The organism is uncultured Methanospirillum sp. (assembly GCF_963668415.2).
Lineage (GTDB): Archaea > Halobacteriota > Methanomicrobia > Methanomicrobiales > Methanospirillaceae > Methanospirillum.
The window spans coordinates 3,690,303-3,709,132 of the sequence record NZ_CAXXDL010000001.1 but is presented as its reverse complement, the minus strand read 5'-3'; the positions used below and the strand labels follow the sequence as shown (position 1 = coordinate 3,709,132).

The 18,830-nt window shown below is 47.8% G+C and carries 15 protein-coding genes and 1 pseudogene; 10 read left to right on the top strand and 6 right to left on the bottom strand.

All coding sequences use genetic code 11. The annotated features are described in order from the left end of the window. Positions 1-91 precede the first annotated feature (91 nt). The 3 genes from ACHZA2_RS17420 to ACHZA2_RS17410 all read left to right on the top strand — a co-directional run bounded on the left by ACHZA2_RS17420 (position 92) and on the right by ACHZA2_RS17410 (position 3,879). On the top strand, positions 92-457 hold the full coding sequence (locus ACHZA2_RS17420) for a hypothetical protein (protein WP_319580770.1): 366 nt from the start codon (positions 92-94) through the stop codon (positions 455-457). A 101-nt stretch (positions 458-558) separates the two neighbouring features. After that, complete coding sequence (locus ACHZA2_RS17415; RefSeq protein ID WP_319580769.1) at positions 559-3,471, top strand: hypothetical protein; 2,913 nt, start codon at positions 559-561, stop codon at positions 3,469-3,471. A 96-nt stretch (positions 3,472-3,567) separates the two neighbouring features. Beyond that, positions 3,568-3,879, top strand: a complete 312-nt coding sequence (locus tag ACHZA2_RS17410) for a hypothetical protein (RefSeq protein ID WP_319580768.1) — start codon at positions 3,568-3,570, stop codon at positions 3,877-3,879. Between the two features lie 4 nt (positions 3,880-3,883). On the opposite strand, the gene ACHZA2_RS17405 is transcribed toward ACHZA2_RS17410, so the two are convergent. The 3 genes from ACHZA2_RS17405 to ACHZA2_RS17395 form a co-directional block, all read right to left on the bottom strand. Beyond that, complete coding sequence (locus ACHZA2_RS17405) at positions 3,884-4,039, bottom strand: hypothetical protein (RefSeq protein ID WP_319580767.1); 156 nt, start codon at positions 4,037-4,039, stop codon at positions 3,884-3,886. A gap of 319 nt (positions 4,040-4,358) precedes the next feature. Beyond that, on the bottom strand, positions 4,359-4,592 hold the full coding sequence (locus ACHZA2_RS17400; RefSeq protein WP_319580766.1) for a type II toxin-antitoxin system MqsA family antitoxin: 234 nt from the start codon (positions 4,590-4,592) through the stop codon (positions 4,359-4,361). Continuing rightward, the gene (locus tag ACHZA2_RS17395; protein ID WP_394698622.1) at positions 4,589-4,909 is read right to left on the bottom strand and encodes a DUF4258 domain-containing protein; all 321 of its coding nucleotides are present in this window, start codon (positions 4,907-4,909) and stop codon (positions 4,589-4,591) included. Before ACHZA2_RS17395 ends, ACHZA2_RS17400 begins: the two co-directional genes overlap by 4 nt. Before the next feature lie 502 nt (positions 4,910-5,411). Here ACHZA2_RS17395 and ACHZA2_RS17390 point away from each other — a divergent pair. Both ACHZA2_RS17390 and ACHZA2_RS17385 read left to right on the top strand, forming a co-directional pair. After that, positions 5,412-5,618 (top strand): hypothetical protein, encoded by a 207-nt coding sequence (locus ACHZA2_RS17390; protein WP_319580765.1) that lies wholly within the window; start codon positions 5,412-5,414, stop codon positions 5,616-5,618. Between the two features lie 329 nt (positions 5,619-5,947). After that, a complete protein-coding gene (locus ACHZA2_RS17385; protein WP_319580764.1) occupies positions 5,948-6,670 on the top strand; it encodes a PAS domain-containing protein in 723 nt (240 codons plus the stop codon). Between the two features lie 392 nt (positions 6,671-7,062). Here ACHZA2_RS17385 and ACHZA2_RS17380 read toward each other — a convergent pair whose 3' ends face one another. The 3 genes and pseudogenes from ACHZA2_RS17380 to ACHZA2_RS17370 form a co-directional block, all read right to left on the bottom strand. Further along, entirely contained in the window at positions 7,063-7,278 is a 216-nt protein-coding gene (locus ACHZA2_RS17380; protein WP_319580763.1) for a hypothetical protein, read from the bottom strand. 39 nt (positions 7,279-7,317) lie between these two features. Continuing rightward, positions 7,318-7,440 (bottom strand): annotated as a pseudogene (locus ACHZA2_RS17375) (hypothetical protein); the annotation flags it as partial. Between the two features lie 672 nt (positions 7,441-8,112). Beyond that, complete coding sequence (locus ACHZA2_RS17370; protein ID WP_319580761.1) at positions 8,113-8,697, bottom strand: isoprenylcysteine carboxylmethyltransferase family protein; 585 nt, start codon at positions 8,695-8,697, stop codon at positions 8,113-8,115. 507 nt (positions 8,698-9,204) lie between these two features. Here ACHZA2_RS17370 and ACHZA2_RS17365 point away from each other — a divergent pair. From ACHZA2_RS17365 to ACHZA2_RS17345, 5 genes are read left to right on the top strand one after another with little or no spacing between them, the layout of a single operon-like run. Further along, entirely contained in the window at positions 9,205-9,984 is a 780-nt protein-coding gene (locus ACHZA2_RS17365; protein WP_319580760.1) for a BrxA family protein, read from the top strand. After that, the gene (locus ACHZA2_RS17360; RefSeq protein WP_319580759.1) at positions 9,959-10,558 is read left to right on the top strand and encodes a BREX protein BrxB domain-containing protein; all 600 of its coding nucleotides are present in this window, start codon (positions 9,959-9,961) and stop codon (positions 10,556-10,558) included. The genes ACHZA2_RS17365 and ACHZA2_RS17360 overlap by 26 nt, the downstream gene beginning before the upstream one ends. A gap of 4 nt (positions 10,559-10,562) precedes the next feature. Next, positions 10,563-14,216, top strand: a complete 3,654-nt coding sequence (brxC, locus tag ACHZA2_RS17355; RefSeq protein WP_319580758.1) for a BREX system P-loop protein BrxC — start codon at positions 10,563-10,565, stop codon at positions 14,214-14,216. Positions 14,217-14,221: 5 nt separating this feature from the next. Then, positions 14,222-18,040, top strand: coding sequence for a BREX-1 system adenine-specific DNA-methyltransferase PglX (gene pglX / locus ACHZA2_RS17350; protein WP_319580757.1), 3,819 nt, complete (start codon positions 14,222-14,224; stop codon positions 18,038-18,040). Beyond that, the gene (locus ACHZA2_RS17345) at positions 18,037-18,801 is read left to right on the top strand and encodes a hypothetical protein (protein WP_319580756.1); all 765 of its coding nucleotides are present in this window, start codon (positions 18,037-18,039) and stop codon (positions 18,799-18,801) included. The genes pglX and ACHZA2_RS17345 overlap by 4 nt, the downstream gene beginning before the upstream one ends. Positions 18,802-18,830 lie beyond the last annotated feature (29 nt).

Sequence of the window (18,830 nt, the reverse complement as noted above, 5' to 3'; positions counted from 1 at the left end):
TTCACGTCAGGTGTGGCGGTAAGAAACCTGATACGGATGAATACTCATCCCGATTCACATTACAGTGGATCGTCGGTAGCTGGGAGGCTTGATGATCGCTGTTCATGAGTACCATAATATCAGGGTCGCTGAGTATGCAGTCAAGAATCATCTTCTGAATCGGGAGTATATCGTTGCCAGGGTGACTGAACATCACGGAAAGGACACGGTCCCGTTTAATCTGATTGCGTGGCAGGTTTCTGGTGAGATGACCTTTATCAGGGTCAGGTCGTGCAGGAAAGGGTCATCTAAGCAGGGATTCAGAAATGAGGTTCGGGATCTAAGCACACTCTTACAGAGCCATAGGTATCCCGGCAGTATTCATCTCTGGATATATGATGATGGAATCTGGAAGCAGTACCTGATTCTTCTGGGCGGTGCAATCCGGATCGGGGAGTTCAAAAATGCCAGGTCATAGCCTGATCAGATCTGATGCATGGTGCAGCATTCGTCTGATTCTGCTCTGTAGAGTAAGTACCGGATTGAATGGGAATATTCAGATACAACCCGGAGGGCAGGATGACTGATGAGAACCTGACAGAGGTCCTCTCCTCTCTCCATCTCATCGCTGTTCCTGATGGAGTCATTGAGGTCAGGATCATGCGGGATGACGGGATCTGCAGCGGATACTTCTCAGATCTTGAGAAGGCTGCAGCAGAGATCATCAGGTACGATGCAGATCCCAAGGTTTCAGGCATTTATGTCACGCTGAATGTTGTCGATCCTGCTCTGCTTGCACGGCGTGCAAACCGGATCAAGTTCAGACTCGGCAAGAAGGATGCGAGTACAGCAGATGCCGATATCATCAGGAGGCAATGGCTTCCGATAGACATCGATCCTGCACGGCCATCTGGTGTGTCTTCGTCAGAGTCTGAACATGCAGATGCACTCTGCCGGGCTGATTCGATTACTGAGTTTCTATCAGGACTTGGATGGCCAGATCCGGTCATTGCCGACTCTGGCAATGGTGCTCATCTTCTCTACCGGATCGATCTTCCTAATGATGAGGAAAGCCGCAATTGTGTCAGGTCTGTGCTCAAACTGCTGAATCGCAGGTTCTCTGATGCGAGCTGCAAGGTTGATACCGCGAACTTCAACGCTTCACGGATCTGGAAGGTGTACGGGACGATCTCACGGAAAGGTGATAATCTCCCGGATCGGCCACACCGGAGATCGAAGGTCGTTGTGGCTGCACGTGAGCAGGAGTTGTCCGATCATCTGGTCAGTGCAGAACAGATCTGTTGTCTTCTGGATTCGGAGCAGCCAACGGGCATTTCTTCTGTGAAGAATGCGGGAGTTGAACCTGATGGGAACCCGGAGATCAGGATCGATCTCGCATTATGGCTCACGGAGCACAATCTCTCGTACACTGAGAAGCCGTACAACAGCGGTCGTCTCTTTGTGCTTGATACCTGTCCGTTCTCCTCTGCCCATTCAGACGGGGCGTATGCGATTCAGTTTGCGAACGGAGCCATCTTTGCCGGTTGTCATCATGACTCATGCGGGTCCAGGAGACAACGATGGCCTGAACTTCGTGCCATGTTTGAGCCGGTAAAGCCTGATGTTGAGACCCGGCTGGCAAGGATGAGGTCAGAGCGGATCAGGGCAAAGAACGAGGCCGAAGGGCGATGTCGTCCGACTGAGTATGAACTTGCACAGGCACGTGCTCAGTACGAGGCCTCGTGCTCTGACACCGGAGCAGATCAGGCTGATTGTGTAGAGGAAGAGGAGCCTTTCGTCACCGAGACGGTTCTCTCCCGGTGCACCGGGATCCTTGAGTCAGAGGATCCACTCTCGTTCCTCCTTCAGACGTTTGCCTCAGTTCACGAGGGTGATCTCACGGTTGCCGAGTGTCTTGTTCACTCGCTTGCGTCCCGGTCGGTGATCAACAGCAAAGGGCTGCATGTATCCATCACCGGTGAGTCAGGGAAAGGGAAGTCCCATGCAATCGAGACGATGATGAGTCTTGTTCCACAGCGGTTTCGTCTCGAGGGCCGGATGAGTGACAAGGCCCTCTTTTACATGGATGATCTCTCATCAGGGAGTGTTATCACGCTCGATGATGTGAGCCTTTCTGACCAGATACAGGAGATCCTCAAGGGTGTGACGACCTCGTTTCAGAAGCCGTTTATGTACCGGACGGTGAACAAGGACCGGAAGGCACAGATTTGTACGATTCCTGAACGGTGTATCTGGTGGATTGCGAAGGTTGAGGGTCCTGGTGATGACCAGGTCTTTAACCGGATGCTGACCTGCTGGATCGACGACTCGGAGGACCAGGACAAACGGGTACTCGACCGGACACTGTGCAGTGCAGAGAATCTTCCTGATGTCACCGGTCCTGAATCAGAGGAGATTCTTGTCTGCAGGCAGATCTGGGAGTCGCTCTCACCGGTCTGGGTGGTGATTCCGTATGCGACAAAGATCAGGTTCCAGTCCGCAGAGAACCGGAGGAATCCTGATATGCTGCTCGATCTGATCAGGACGAATGCTGCTTTGAATCAGTGTCAGCGTGAGTCGAAGGAGATCGGGTCTGTGAAATGTGTGATTGCGAATCATGATGACTTCTCACAAGCTGCACGGCTCTATGCTACGCTGAACGGAGAGACAGGTGCCCAGGCGAACAAGCTGACAAAGCGTGAGAGTGTGCTCATAGAGGCGTTTACGTCATTGAATCAGTCAGAGGTGACGATCGCAGAGCTTCAGCAGGTGACCGGGATCTCGAACTCTTCTGTCGGGAAACTACTTCACGGGTATCATTCGTATGGGAAGACCTACTCTGGTCTGCTTGATAAGTGTCCGGCTGTCTCGTTTCTTGACCGGACGGTGACGAGTGGCGATGAGGGCTGCTCGACGATGCGGAGATCCCGGGTATATCTCTGGGATGCGATCCTGTATGACGCCTGGGAGAAGGGTGGGAGAGTCTGGCTTGGTGATTATGATCAGGGGGATGATCAGGGGGATGATCAGGATTCAGATGATCCCGGGAGTGATCCCGATGATGGGCCTGACGGCTCTGTCGAACCGGTTTCAGATATGGCGATGTCGTTTTCTGATGTGAAGTCAAGGAATTTTCACAAGATTTCAGGTCTTCCTGATCGGCACCGGTGCAGTGTCTGTGGGAAACGTCCGACACAGTATCAGGAACGTCTGTCTCATGGGAGTTCTGCAAAGATAGTGCGGATGCTGTGTGCTTCGTGTTATCATCGTGCTGTCTCCCGTGAGGTTGCGTCGATCCTTCCTCTTCCGGGAGTTATCGATACGAAGTCGCTTGTGAGACGAACAGTTCTGAGTGGTCGCTGTCAGGTCTGTGATCGACATGTTGCTGTCTGGTCAGATCCGGATTCCCGGGTTCACATCTGCGATCAGTGCTATAATCGGCTTCATTCAGATGAGTCAGACCCCCATGTTTCTACTCCAGGTCCTCCGTAGGTAACTTCAATTCAGAATTTATGGCGAGTTTGGGGAAGTTGTACTGTACAGTGTCAATGTAATATTTTGAACATTTTTGTGGTGTGATGGTATAGTATGAGTCAGTTTATTGAGACTGAGAAGAAGGGTTCTGGGTTTGAACTCTGTGGACGGATGATCAGGGAAGGTGATTCCCTTGTGGTGTTTATCGATGAGGTCGGGAGGTTTGAGATCCCGGGAAATGTGCTTACCGTTACCCTGGCAGGTCTTGGAGACGGGGAATTTTCGTGGGGAAGGGTCCGGCTGTCTGAAAGTGGCCGGGGTCTGTACCTGGATATCGGTGGTCTCTGGTATGCTACTCCGATAGCCAGGGTGAGGACTGTTATGGAGGGGAGGAACCGAAAGGGTCCGGTGAGCAGAGTGAGATAAGTTCTCATTCCGTTTTGGGATTTTTGGGCTCGCAGGTCAGGCACCGGCCTTTGTGTACGCAGATGAAACCGCCACATGGGGGACAGGTGTACTTAGCAGTCTGGCTCGCAAGGAACGAGTCCATTCCTTTTTCCTTGATATCATTCAGGTTGTCCAGCATACTGATTGCGTACTTTGTCCGATACAGGATGTCCAGATGTTTGAGTTTTTTGCATGGGATATCGGGACAGTCATAGCAGAAATGAGATGGAGGTCTTACTCATATCCTAGCGCTGATATTCGATTACTTCTGAAAAGGAAAGGGTGTTACTATCTTCTGATGCAATCTTTCGTGGCGATCAGATTATATGAGATATGCATCAGTTCTGTTTTCTTCTCTACTAATTATGATATTCGGTAACGACAGTTGTTTCTTTTGCATGTAAAAGTCCTTTTCACCGGTCCTACCTGTGGCCCCCAACGGGGCACCGTTGGGGTTTTTATGCACAAGCAGCCTGATATTCCCTGATATCCACTTGGACCCCGGCACGTGCATCCTGCTCTGCAATTTTCAGGACCGCATCGGTGATCTCTTCGCTTAAGTATTCTTCGCCACAGATGTTACATATCCGGGCAGGAACCTGTCTAATGACAACGGTGGTGGTTCCCCGTTCCAGGGTGACAGTGATAGTTCCCGGGGTGCATTCTCCATGTTTACAGATGGCACATCTCATGTTCTTCTCCGGTATTCAGAATCCCATGCTTCTGAGTCAGGTTCGTATACAGTTATTACATATATGATCTTTTCCTGCATATGAATTCCTATAACTACGTGAAAGGGTCGCTCCTGGCATCTACCCATGATAAGACAGGAGGGAAAAGGAGTATTATCAGGATATGATTCAATAATTTCACCAGTTCTGATAAGTTCAGATACACAATTTCGTGAGATTCCTCGTTCGAATATCCTTTTTACGGCATGGAGGCGATATTCTGTAGAGCCTGCCGGATCTTGCAAAATATTATCAATTTCAGTCCGCAGATCATCCATTTCGTTCTCCGGAACCATTGAGTCTCTGGAGGATTTCATCGATTTCCCTTATATCTCTGGGTTTTATTCCTTTGAGGCAGGTGGCAGGTCTGGTACGTATGTTCTTTCCTTTGGTAAAGAAACGGGTTATATATGATTTAGGAATCGGAAAGGATACGCTGGTGATAGTTGTCATTTATTTAGTGTCATTGAATGCACTTGATATATTTCTATTTGCATGAATCTAAAAAAGATTGAATAACATATGTTAGTTTTTTTCTATCCTTTTATCAGGTATTCCTTTCTCTTCTGATTATCAAGAACTCGGTCGCATTTTTCAATGGAACCGATGCGATAAGATCATATTTAATGTCAAATTCTTTGATTCAATTTATCTAAAACAGAATGCAGATTTAATATTTTTTGCAATATCTTCTGTATGAAATCGTTCAATTCAATATAATTTAATGTCTCCTTATGAATATCAGAGATTACTTTTCAGAATTTGCGGGCCAATAGGTAGGTGCTTACCGCGACTATTGCCGGTCTTGGAGACGGTGAGTTTTCGTGGGGAAGAATCCGGCTGTCTGATAGTGGCCGGGGTCTGTACCTGGATATCGGGGGTCTCTGGTATACAACTCCGGTAGCCAGGGTGAGGGCTGTTATGGAAGGGAGGAACCGGAAGGGTCCGGTGAGTGTGGTTATCTTTACCAATACCCTTTTTGAGTGATTCTTCTGTGAATTGATGTAACCCCCGACGGTGACCCGTTGGGGACATCAGGCAGGGCCGATGAAAAGGATTATCCATAGAAGTTATATGGAATGGCACACCTTTTGAGAAGATGTGCCTTCCACTATGAATCGTAATTCAGATGCACGCGTTAGAATGACCCCTGTTTCTCTTCTGTCATCCAAATAGGGATGATCTGCACTGTATGAGATGAACGGTCATTCAATTTTTCATACTATCAAAACGAGAACTTATTCACAGGACATCCTATACTATTTCATCAGTGATAAATAGTATCAGATAACAATATCAAAAATCCCCTGAGAAAAATGGCATTCCATAATCCTGAAGATACTGATTCAATCAAGAAGATGAACCCTGACACATTCAATTCGCTTGACCGGGTTAAGAAACAGGCACTGGCATCTGATATTCGCTGGGGCACTCTGTTTCGTGCCGTGGCAGATCCAATCATAATCGGGGATGAAGAAGGAATCCTGGTATGTAATCCCTGTTTTGAGAAGTTGACCGGTCTTACATCAGAGGAGATCCTTGGATACCCCATATCTCATCTTCCCATGTGCCATTCTCATCCGGAAGATTGTAATCTTTTCATAAAATACTGGAAAGAACCTACGTATACCGGAAAACGGTTTTCATGGTCATTTACCAACACTCAACAGAAGAGAATAGTTCTGGATATGCAGATAGTGTTCGTGACCATCGAAGACAATATATTCAGGTTTTGTATTGGCCGTGATATTACCCATGAGACTGAACTTATTGAGGAACAAGAGATTGCACTTCGGCAGATAGACAAAAACATGGCTCAACTTGCAGCATTAAATGATGAGATACGAAATCCCCTGACATTAATCTCCATGAGTGCTGGAATGCATGAAGGACCGGAACAGATTAAAATTCTTGAGGGTGTTCAGATGATTAATACTCTGGTAGATCGCCTGGACCAGGGTTTTACCGAGTCTGAAAAGGTCAGGAAATTTTTAAAACGTACAATTCAGGATTTTAGCACTGCTCTGGAAGAAGAGTAAGACACAGATCCAGAAATGTTGGTATCAACAATTACCCTTGTGTCGGAGGGTATGTCTCTGATATTATTCAAGGATGTTACTTTCAGCAATCTCTTCAATTACTGATTCGTTCTGAATCTGAAATACCCCATAAATCCGGTTGGTAAGGCTTGAACTGGGAGGTATCGGGTATGAGACTGGATCTTTTGCGAATGAGGGGGCGTTAGAAATTCATTCGCCAGCCATAGGACACTTCTATTAGTTCTGATCTGTTATCAATCTCCTCTGAATCTGATATCTGGACAAGGATATTTCAGTATCCTCATCTGGATTCTCGGTTACTACTGATATATTGTTGTGCAGGTTTTCTAGGCCCAGTCGAAAGTGTCCGGTGAGCAGAGTGAGATAAGTTCTCATTCCTTTTTGGGATTCTTGGGCTCACAGGTCAGGCACCGGGCTTTGTGTACACAGATGAGACCGTTGCATGTAGGGCAGGTGTATTTTGCGGTCTGGCTCGCGAGAAATGAGTCTATCCCTTTTTCCTTGATCTCATTCAGGTTGTCTATCATGGACATTGCGTACCTTGTCCGGTACCGGGTGTCCAGATGTTTGAGCTTCTTACATGGCATATCCGGACAGTCATAACAGAAATGAGATGGAGAATTCCTGATAATCTCACAGTTTTTGATGAAGCAGGTCTCACAGGATTTGGCATTCTTCGGGGTTTCATCTCTGCATCCCAGGCATTTGTTCTTCGGGCGTTGATAGGCATGGCAGAGTGCACAGTTCATGCCACATGGGGCGATCAGGTCTGGTTGGATCATGGTTGTGAGCGGGAGATTGTGTGTTTGAGCGGGACGAATCCTCTCTTTATCCGGTGTTAATTTTAGGTTTCAGGGGTGGTGCAGTGGTCGATGGATCTCCGGGCGGGAGAGCGGGAGATCCAGGTATGCAGAGATGTGTGATCATGGGGGCCGGTGGTCACTGTATGATCCTATTCTCCCGCTCTATTATTATAATTATTATTATTCTTAGTTAGATCTATGTTTAGAGGATTGGATGTCCGGCAAAAGCGAGCGGGGGTTCCCGCTCCGGGGAAAGATTGGGGGTTTTGTCCCGCCCGTTCACAACAGTTCGGGGAATGGTTCCCTTCTACCGGACTAATCCTGTTTGGGGGGAATATCTTAGAACTCTGGAGACGACAGATCCGGGAGGTGATGCGAGAAGATTATCAAAAGGTTGAGAAAAATAAGGTTGTTGATCCCGGGACCCGGGAGAATATTATGCCGATTATCCGGATGTGATCTCAGGATTATCAGGTTATCTGTTTTAATGCAACATGTTCTGGAATAATTCAAAACGTGTGCTCACTACAATGTAGCGCTATTCGATTGCAGGTACAGAAATAATTTCCATTTCCAATCGACTATTTCCAACCATGATGGTTGGTTCTATTCGATATCTCAGTAGATATACGGGATCAATCTCCAGGTCTCTTTCATATACTCTTCATATGCTGGTCCCAGATGATCACAGAGAGCTGCTTCTTCATATGATATCCGGTTGAGAACTGCGGGTATGAGAACTCCCACAACAATGATGGGAATGAGCATATTCTGAAATATCAGGGTGACGCCGAATGCCGTGATGATGGATCCGAGATAGGCCGGGTGTCTGATATATTGGTATAATCCGGTGTTGACGATGGTATGGTCATCCCTGATGTGAATAATGGTTCTGAAATGACGGCCCAGTGTCCTGATAGCCAGGAACCTGATGATGATTCCGGCCCACATGATCCCAATACTGATACCCATGATTGTATCAGGATTGATCTGGAACCAGAAGATCGGGTTGAATCCTACCAAGAATGAGAGTGCCATTCCGGTGATGATGGCAAACCCGATTTTCCTCCGGGATCCCCGGTCCTGGTGCTTTGAGGTGTTCCGGTCCCGGTACATCAGGTAGAGTTCGCCGAGAATCCAGAGGATGAGGGTGAGATACCAGATCGGGGTGTATAGTGAGGTGAATGCTGGAGATAGGATCATAAATCTCGTGTACTGTAGGATCCGGGAGAAGAATAATAATCGGATCTCCGGGGGGTATTATTGTATAATCCATTCTTCACGATCTATAATAATTATTATGCCTAGTGCCCCTCGTCATCTAAAAATAATATTAAAATCCCTAGAGAATCAATTTTAAAATTAAGAGACGACAGGCACTAGTTAGATCTTAGTTTAGAGTATGGGATGTTCAGATAAAGTGAGCGAAACTTCCCGTCCTGAAGAAAGATTGTGGTTTTTGTTCCGCTCAATATAGTATAAAGTTATTGGAAAAATCTCTCTATATGGGTTAAGAGAATCTAATATTAGATTAATATATCTTTTATTTCATTGTATTTATTTTATTAATAATATATATGTGTGGGTTATTTTACTTACAAAATTAAATCAAATTAATTCGAATAGGAAAATAATTTCGATATGTTTATGGTGATTTTCTTACAATAGGAAAGTTGCGATTAAATATCAATTCCATATTTGAATATCATTATGTCTGCTCAATATACCTCGAAGATCCTCAAAGCATCCGCCCTCATTGATGACACGCTCCAATTATTATCAACCTGGGATATTTCTCTCAATCGGGAAGAGAATTTAGCGTATATCAGGGATAGTAACATCTTAGCGAAACCATCCCGATCCAGACTTGAAGATGTGCTGGTCATTTTTAAACATCGCTATCTCTATGATGATGATCTCTGCGCAGCACTCCATATTTTAGTAAACCATCGACTAACTCACGAGGTTCTCTATCCAATTCTCTTTTTTTTAACCGTCCGATCAGATCTTCTCATTCACGATCTCCTGGTTGGCTATATCTTTGAACGAAGACGATCTGGAGCTGATTCCATATCATCATCAGAGATCGATCAGGTTGTTCAACAATATGTGAAGGAGGGAAAAACCATCACCTCATGGTCTCCAAAGACTACGATTCGAGTAGCTCAGCATTTTTTGGCTCTCCTCCGGGACTTTGGAATTTTCGAAGGTCGAGGAAAAAAACATTTTGCTCCGTTTCTTATTCCAAATGCCTCATTTGCATTTCTCTCATTCTACCTTCAGAAACAGGGATTTTCGGGTCAACAACTGGTGACCACCGATGAATGGAAGATATTATTTTTAGAGAAAGATCTCGTAGAACGGTTTTATGTCGATTGCGAACAGGATCGGCTCCTGATTTACAATGCAGCCTGGCCAGTGATTCGGATAGATTATCCAAGCCCAACCCTTGCGGAGTATGCACATGTCATCATTAACCGGACGAATTGAACAACTACGACAAGATATTCTGAGTGATCCACCCCGGATCAGTGTGTACCGGGAGATGCCATTTGCTATCTTCAGATACAATCCGGAGGATGAGTGGACACTACGATCAGAGACACAGAATCTCGCAATACAACTTAAAAATGCCGGGAAAAACGTGGTAACTTTCTCGATGGAACAGATACTTTGGGAGATTCTTGAGAAGATTGAAGAGGAGAATCCGGGAGAAGGGAAACTCGGGGGGCTTATCGACCAGGAGAGGTCTGGCAAGTTTTCCGAAGTGCAGGAACAGATAACAACCTATCTTTCAGAAGAAATGTACTGCCCCCTCTCAAATGTTCTTGAGGAGAAACTCTCGGTTCTGGATCCAAAGCACGATATTGGATTTCTGGTACATGTCGGGGCTCTTGCCCCCCACTTCTACCAGGTATCGAGGTTACTTGACGAACTCTATGGACTGGTATCGGTGATGACCATCCTCTTTTATCCTGGATCGCTCGAAGAGCCTCACGGCCTTCGTTTTATGGATTTGCATGACCGTCCTGCCACCGGCGGATATCGGGTGAAGATATACTGATACTATGACACTTATTCGCGACATACTGGAACGGGATCTGAATCAGAAGATCGCCGAGATTATCAAGGTAAACCAGGCTGATGAAGAGACCGTGTTTGAAGAGATTACAGAATACGTAGTCACTGATAATATCAGGAAACAGTACCAGGCAGTGCTTGAAGCGATCTCAAAAGGCCCGCAGACCCACCAGACAGATGAGAATATCGGGATATGGGTGTCTGGTTTTTTCGGGTCAGGTAAATCGTCTTTTGCAAAAATTCTCGGATATATTTTAAAGAATCCATCCATCCACGGGAGCAGTGCCAGTGCTCTCTTTAAGGATCAGATCAAGGACACCCGAGTAAGTGAATATCTGGATTATATCAATGCCGGTATTCCCACCGAGGTGATCATGTTTGATATCTCAACCGATCGGCTGGTGAAGCATGGGGGGCTTGAGCCGATGGCTGAGATTATGTACCGCAAGCTCCTTGAGCATCTGGGGTACTCTACCGATTTTGATATTGCAGAGCTGGAGATTCAGCTTGAGGAGGAAGGTACGATGGATACATTCCTCTCTGCTTTTGCATCCCAGTATCCTGATACCACCTGGGAAAAGGCCAGAATCGGTGCGACGAAGCTCAACCGGGCGAGTGCAACCCTGCATCAGATGGAGCCACAGACCTTCCCGACTGCTACTTCCTGGGCAGAGTCGGTGAAGATCCGGCAGGCTGAACTGACGGTGAACAAGATCGTCGGTCGTATTTTTGATCTTCCTGGCCGGAGAATACCAGGGAAGGCCCTGGTCTTTGTCATTGATGAGGTTGGTCAGTATGTTGCCCGGAGCTCAGAGAAGATAGAGGATCTTCGTGCCCTGGTAGAACAGATCGGAAAGGAAGGAAAGTCACGGCTAAAAGAGCGGAAGATTCCTGCTCCTATCTGGCTCGTGGTCACGTCACAAGAGAAGCTGAATGAAGTGATTGCGGCAATCGATAGCAAGAATGTTCAGATTGCCCGGCTCCAGGACCGGTTTGCGTACAAGGTGGATCTCTCCCCTGCTGATATCAGGGAGGTTGCCAGCCGGCGGGTGCTCTCCAAGAAAGAGGCGGCAGTTCCGGCTCTTCAGCAGATGTTCCAGCAATCCGAAGGGCGGCTCATCGCCCAGTGTTCTCTTGAGCGGTCCGGCATTGCGACCACGATTTCAGCGGATACCTTTGTCGAATCATATCCCTATCTGCCGTATATGATTGATCTCTCCATCCGGCTTATGTCTGCTATCCGGCTCCAGTCCGGAGCAGTGAAGCATCAGGGAGGAGCGAACCGGACAATCATCAAGCAGGCGTATGAGATGTTGGTCTCTGAACGGACCCGGCTTGCTGATGCTCCGGTCGGCCGGTTGGTGACGCTTGATCTGATCTATGAACTGGTCGAAGCGAACCTTTCGGTTGAAGGCCGGATGGATATGATGACGATCCTCTCTTCATTTGAAGAGGAGGGAGATTCTGAGTGGCCGGTTCGGGTTGCAAAAGTGATCATGCTGCTCACATTTGTCCGGGAGATTCCCCGGACACCGAAGAATATTGCATCGGTCCTGATATCAGAGGTCGGGCAGGATGCTCCGGTTGCCGAGGTGAAGGCTGCGGTGGACCGGCTGCTTGCCAAGCGGTTCATCAAGGAGACGGAAGAGGGGTATAAACTCCTCTCACAGGGTGAGAAGACCTGGGATGAGGAACGTCAGGCACTGAAAGGAGAGATCCGGCCTGCTGACCGGACCGGTATTATGCGGGATCAGATCGGGAAGAGTCTTACCGATCCGAAACTGAAGACCTACCGGCATCAGAATCTGAAGAACTTCAAGGTCTCGTACTCGGTGGACGGGACCCGTGTCTCGGATCCTGGATCGATTGTGATGTATATCGAGATCGCGGAGGATCCTGAGAAGTTCCCGGTAGAGATTGAACGGGTGCAGAGTGAGAGCCGGGGAAAAGACCGGCAGTATGACATCTTCTGGGTGATGTCTGCGACGCCGAAGATCGATGAGATGGTGACTGAACTCTTTGCATCGCGTGAGATGGTTCGGAAGTACGACCAGGCTCGTGCCCAGAATAAGATCAATGCGATCGAGCAGGAGTGCCTGGAGGCAGAGAAGAAAGAGCAGGCCCGGTGGCAGGCCCGGCTGTCAGAGAAACTCTTCCAGTCTCTGAGCGAAGGAGTCGGGATCTTTCAGGGGGTCAGGAAAGAGAGTGCTGCTCTTGGAAAGGATCTTTCCTCTGCATTTTTGGCACTTTTTGGATATGCAGCACCGATCCTCTTCCCCCATCTCTCGGTCGGGGCGGTGAACCTGAAAGGCAATGAGGCAGAACGGGTGCTTCGTGATGAGAACCTCTCCGGTCTGCCTGCGATCTTTTATGACGGGAACGGGGGGCTCTCCCTGGTCAGGAAGGAGAATAATAACTACGTAATTAACCCGGAAGCCCCGATTGTCGCATTGGTGCTTGAGCCGATCCGCAGGCAGCATGAGTACGGGGGTGAGGCAATATCAGGGAAGTATCTTGAGCAGTATTTTGGCGGGTATGGCTTTGGCTGGGATAGTGCAGTAGTGATGATGACCCTGGCAACCCTGTTCCGGGGCGGTATGCTTGCGGTGATGCATCAGAGCAAGACCTATGAGAGTTATGATGAAAAGGAGGCCCAGGCCATCTTCACCACGATTCCGAAGTTCCGGAGTAGTGCTTTCATCCTTTCTGATACCAATATCCCGGTAGAGGCACTGGTCAGGCTCTCCGATCTTCACCGGGAGATGACCGGGGTAGAACTCGATATTGATGAGGTGAAGATTGCTGCCGGATTTGTGGAACTGGCAAACAAGGAGTATGACGGGGTGGTTGGGCTTGCAGCGACGATCCGGTCGTACAAACTACCTCATCTTGAGGATGTTGAGAATTTGAAGGTGATGCTCCAGGCCATCCGGTCTGCCCCCTCATCACGAGCGGTCTGCAAGGTACTGCAGGGGTATGATCAGACACTACGGCATACCCGGGATCAGTACCTGGGGTTATCACGCCGGCTTACCGACTCGTTCATTACCGTGCTTGAGAGTGCCCGAAGATTTGTTCCGATTGCCGCTCCGGCGGTAGAAGACCGGATAGGAGGTCCGGAGCTGAAAGCCCTGACTGCCCTGCTTGCGTCTGATGATCTGATAGAACGGGAACCTGAACTCCAGACCCTTCTTTCTGCGGCAGAAAAGGGATACGGGGTTCGATACCGGGAGGCCCATGCTGACCGGAATGTCGTGTTCACCGGTATTCGGGAGCTCCTTCATGATAATCCTGATTTCGAACGTCTTACTCCGGCACAGCAGGAGATAGTGCAGGGGATCGTTGAACCGTACATCTGCACCGGGACGGGCCTTTCTGATCAGTATGTTTGTCCGGTCTGCAAGGCAAATGTCGCGACCCTCTCTACCCACACTCTACTGAGAGAGAGGCTGACAGAGGCGATGAACCTGAAGATCCAGGAGTTCCTCATCCCACCGGAGCGGATCAAGCAGGTGAAGATATCGACGTATCTTCCGAGCCGTATCGAGGATGCCGAAGATCTCGACCTTGCCGTTGCCGAACTGAAAGCAGAACTGCAGAAACTCCTTGACGAAGGATATACGCTCGTCTTTACAGCGTGATGACGATGACCGATACATCGGAAGTGAACAAGGCTGCTCTCCATGACCTCTCCCTGGCTGCCCGCAAGACCTTAACCACTGATGTCCAGGATCTCCTTGAAGGGGTGTATGGTCTCTCTGATAAGGGAGTCTTCACCCCAGCAGAGAAGATCCCGGCGATCCGGGATGATAGTGAGATTGCCGAGACCAGGCGTCTCCTTGAGCAGCTCTTTGCTGATGAAACGTCTTCAGGGATGCCTGCCCAGGAAGCATACCGCCGGCTGGTAAAAGAGGTCTCGTTCACCTGGACGAACCGGCTGGTGGCTCTCCGGATGATGGAGGTTCGCGGGCTTATCAGAAAGTCCCTGGAAGGGCAGGTTGATTCAAACGGTTTTCTCCGATGGTCCGTCTCCCCGGAACAGAAAGCGATCAAGCAGGGGATGGGCAACCTTTCGCTGAACAGCCGGGGAGAAACGGGACGGGACCGGGCATACCGGCTCTTTCTCCTCTCGCTCTGTCGTGATATCGCCGGAGAGATCGCGGTCCTCTTTGATCCCGAGAGTCTGCCGTCCCGGCTCTTCCCCCGGCCACCAGCCTTGAACACCCTGATCAGCCTGCTCATAAGCCCGGATCTTGATTCTTCATGGCAGGCAGAGGAGACGATCGGATGGGTGTACCAGTACTTCAACGAGGAGGAGAAGGCTGCGGTCTTTGACCGGCTCTACAAGCAGAAGAAGAAGATTCAGGCGGAGGATATCCCGGCAGCGACCCAGCTCTTCACCCCCCGGTGGATCGTGAAGTACCTTGTCCAAAACACCCTTGGCCGCCAGTGGGTGCAGATGCATCCCGATACCCGACTCACTGAATATCTTGATTACCTTGTTCCCCTCCAGGGAGAGGTTCCCCCGGTCACGATGAAACCGGTCAGGGAACTGACCCTCCTGGATCCTGCCTGCGGGACGATGCACTTCGGGCTGGTGGCATTTGATCTCTTCACCCGGATGTACGAGGAGGAGATGGAGAAGGCGGGAACTCCGGGTTGGCCGGTCTCTCCATCGGTGAAGGATAAAAAAGAGATTCCTGTTGCAATCATTGGAAATAACATCTGGGGGGCAGATATTGACCTCCGGGCTATCCAGTTGTCGGGATTAACGCTTTACCTGAAGGCAAAGGTCTACAATCCGGAGACTAAGATTACGAAACATCACCTGGCCCATGCCGGGGTGCAGCCGATCAGCGGGGAGCATCTCGAGAAATTTGTGAAGGAGGCCGGGCTTACCCCGTTATATAACCGGATTCTCCGTCAGCTACTTGAAGAACTGAAACTGGCCCCGCAGCTCGGGTCTCTGCTCAAGATCGAGGAGTCGATCACCCAACTTGTGCAGGAGGAGAAGTATCGCTTCGAGGTGAAGGGTCGGCAGACGGATCTCTCCGGGAAACCCTTGGAAGGATTTGGTGAGTCAGCCTTTGAAGAGGTCTTCTGGGAACGGCTCGGGGATGATATCGCGAAGAAACTTCAGGAGTATGCAACGGCCCATAGTGAAGGTAAGGAGAGTTTCTTTGCCGGGGAGGCGGAGAAAGGGCTTCGATTGCTGGAAGTACTTAGGCGGAAGTACGATGTCGTGTTAGCAAATCCTCCATATTCTGGCCGAAAAAATATAAATGAAATACTAAGAGATATTCTCAACTCATTATTTCCTGATAAATCTGGAGATCTATATTCTGTTTTCTTTTCGAGATGTATTAACTTATTAAACGAAATAGGACGATGTGGAATTATCACAGTCCATTCTTTTATGTTTACTTCTTCGTATGAGGCGTTACGTGAAGAAATCACAGATAAAATGTGCATTGAAACTGGATGTCATTTAGGAGCCAAATCTGAATTCGAATTGTCAAACCCCAATGCACAAGGGTTTGTCATGTCTGTTCTTCGCATAGAATCCAATGAAAAAAGCCGGAAAAATTCAACATCAATTTGGATCCGTGCAGTAAAGGAAGAAGGAACCAATAAAAAAAATGTATTGGAAGATTCCTTTAAGAACCAAACTAAGCTTTTATATTGTTTTAAATTTGTAGATCTTTTTAAAATTAAATCTAATCCTTGGATTTACTGGATTACTAATGATTATCGTAGTTTATTCACATCATTACCAGAGTTAGGAAAAAATACTCCACCACGGCAAGGATTAGCCACCTCAGATAATTTTCGATTTGTCCGTTTTTGGTGGGAGTCAGGTAAAGAAAATCTATTAATTGGTGCTGAATCATTTACGAATCAAAACATAGGAGAATATAGATGGATTCCTTATATGAAGGGTGGAGATTATTGCAAATGGTATGGAAATCAGGAGTGCATTGTAAATTGGTCTAATAATGGATTAGAAGTCAAGAATATTGGACTTGAATCTGGAAAAATTTCTTCAAGACCTCAAAATCAAGAATATTTTCTAAAAGAGGGTATTAATTATTCATTTTTAACCTCTGCTATATTTAATGCTCGAATCACACCTAAAGGATTTATATTCGATGTGGCTGGTTCTTCAATTTTTCCTGAAAAAATTCACCTAATTCTTGCAATTTTAAATTCTAAATTTGCCAACTATACCTTAAAGCTTCTTAACCCTACGGTAAATTTTCAGGTTGGTGATTTAGCTAGGCTCCCAATTCCCTCTAAATCATCCATAATCATAGAATCTCTCGTCGAAACCGCCATCACCCTCGCCAAGGTCGATTCAGCCGAAGACGAGACCACCTATGACTTCAACGCTCCCCCTTTCGCCCCCACCCTCTCCGGGATGTCAGATCTCGTCAAAGCCCGCCATGACCACCTCCGGGAGATCGAAAACCAGATAGACGACGAGGTCTATCGCCTCTACGGTATCACCGACGAGGACCGGGCAGCCATCGAGGCCGAAGTGGGTGAGCCCCCGGCACTCCCGACCCCAACACCCCAAGACCTTGCTAACCGCTGGATCGGGTATGCCATCGGGATCATCATGGGCCGGTTCATCCCCGGAGAAGAAGGGGCACTCGGATCCGGAATCGTGGACGGAACCCATATCTTCTCACCCGAGACCGATGAGACCCTCCGGGATCTCACCGATGCCGATGCGGTGACGGTCCTGGAAGATGGGCATCCTGATGACCTGGGCGAGAAGATCCTCACGGGGTTGAACCTGATGCTCGGAGAGGAGACGACCACGGAGATCCTGGCGGTGCTGGGGGGGGATATGGCGACCGGAGCGGCGACCATCCGGTCATTCCTCCTAAAAGATTACTGGAAGATCCATCTCCAGTGGTACCGGAAGCGTCCGATCTACTGGCTGATCCAGTCACCAAAGAAGGAGTACAGCTGCTATGTCTTCCATGAGCGGATGACGTCAGACTCGCTCTTCCTGATCCAGTCGGCCCGGTATCTGGGAGGGAGGATCAATGCCCTCCTGAGCAGGATCGGTGAGGTCATGGAGGCGATCCAGACTGCTGAAGGCCGGGAGCGGAAGGCTCTTGAGAAGGAGCGGGAACAACTCGAGAAGGCTCTCGTGGATTGTGAGGAACTGGATAGTTCTCTCACCCGGATCATTCAGAAGACGGATGAGACCGGGAAGACGGTCGGGTGGAAGCCAGAGCTCGATGACGGGGTGATCCTGAATATGGCCCCGCTCCGGGAGTTATTCCCATCGTGGAAGGTTGAACCGGTGAAGTTCTGGAAAGAACTGGAAGAGGGGAAGTACGATTGGTCGTATACTGCGATGAGGTACTGGCCAGAGCGGGTCAGGGCGGCATGTAAGCGGAATAAGAGCTACGCGATTGCACATGGACTGGAAGAGGAGTATGAGGGATGATAAATGCGATTATTTCATTCTTAGTTTTTCCAGGAGTGTTACCAATTATGACGGGCATATTTGGATTTTTTAGTGGGTATTTTCTTAATCGGCATTTTGACAAAGAGAAGGCATTGCGTGATAAAGCTAAGCAGTTGGATATCATCTTTTATTCTGAATTGAGGCCTGAAATTCTCGAATTGATCAAGTCCCTTAAGGAAGGTACATACATAAAAGTAAAAGGGGAAGGTATTGACTCAATATTAATTACAGACAAAAAAATTCATGAGATTATTTTAAGATCTAACGTATTTATAGAAAAAGAAGGTAAATTGGAACTCATTTATACTCAAGATAAAATATTTACAAAAATTGCGAATCAAATTTTGGGATTATTTGAGAAGTATAGAAATGATCAGAACAATTATCTCAAATCTCTGAAAGAAATAGATACTACTATAATTCCCCCCTCTTTTGAATCTGATTTAATTCAAACCTTTAAGGTTGGACGAGATTCGCGGATGAATGAATGGTTGATGTATATCATCTGTTCTACAGTTTTAGATACTAAATCTGCTTTTCCTGGTGGCCATACTTGGGTTAATAATCTGATTCAGAACCACTTTTCCTCTCTTCAATCGTTTGTTTTTCAATATGACTCACTCAAAAACAAATCTGAAGAACTTGCAGATAAAAGAAGCGAATTAATAGAGATATTATCAAAAATGGAAACCCAAATCTCTGAACTTCATAATCGTTTTCTCAATGAAAGATTAGTATAAGGTTTTAAAAATTAGTTGTAGGGAAATTA

Bases quoted from the DNA above. Each gene is read 5' to 3' on its own strand.
- ACHZA2_RS17400 (WP_319580766.1), bottom strand. From the start codon at position 4,592: ATGAGATGTGCCATCTGTAAACATGGAGAATGCACCCCGGGAACTATC.
- ACHZA2_RS17385 (WP_319580764.1), top strand. From the start codon at position 5,948: ATGGCATTCCATAATCCTGAAGATACTGATTCAATCAAGAAGATGAAC.
- ACHZA2_RS17410 (WP_319580768.1), top strand. From the start codon at position 3,568: ATGAGTCAGTTTATTGAGACTGAGAAGAAGGGTTCTGGGTTTGAACTC.
- ACHZA2_RS17405 (WP_319580767.1), bottom strand. From the start codon at position 4,039: ATGCTGGACAACCTGAATGATATCAAGGAAAAAGGAATGGACTCGTTC.
- brxC (WP_319580758.1), top strand. From the start codon at position 10,563: ATGACACTTATTCGCGACATACTGGAACGGGATCTGAATCAGAAGATC.
- ACHZA2_RS17360 (WP_319580759.1), top strand. From the start codon at position 9,959: ATGTCATCATTAACCGGACGAATTGAACAACTACGACAAGATATTCTG.
- pglX (WP_319580757.1), top strand. From the start codon at position 14,222: ATGACCGATACATCGGAAGTGAACAAGGCTGCTCTCCATGACCTCTCC.
- ACHZA2_RS17395 (WP_394698622.1), bottom strand. From the start codon at position 4,909: ATGGATGATCTGCGGACTGAAATTGATAATATTTTGCAAGATCCGGCA.
- ACHZA2_RS17370 (WP_319580761.1), bottom strand. From the start codon at position 8,697: ATGATCCTATCTCCAGCATTCACCTCACTATACACCCCGATCTGGTAT.
- ACHZA2_RS17365 (WP_319580760.1), top strand. From the start codon at position 9,205: ATGTCTGCTCAATATACCTCGAAGATCCTCAAAGCATCCGCCCTCATT.
- ACHZA2_RS17345 (WP_319580756.1), top strand. From the start codon at position 18,037: ATGATAAATGCGATTATTTCATTCTTAGTTTTTCCAGGAGTGTTACCA.
- ACHZA2_RS17415 (WP_319580769.1), top strand. From the start codon at position 559: ATGACTGATGAGAACCTGACAGAGGTCCTCTCCTCTCTCCATCTCATC.
- ACHZA2_RS17380 (WP_319580763.1), bottom strand. From the start codon at position 7,278: ATGCCATGTAAGAAGCTCAAACATCTGGACACCCGGTACCGGACAAGG.
- ACHZA2_RS17420 (WP_319580770.1), top strand. From the start codon at position 92: ATGATCGCTGTTCATGAGTACCATAATATCAGGGTCGCTGAGTATGCA.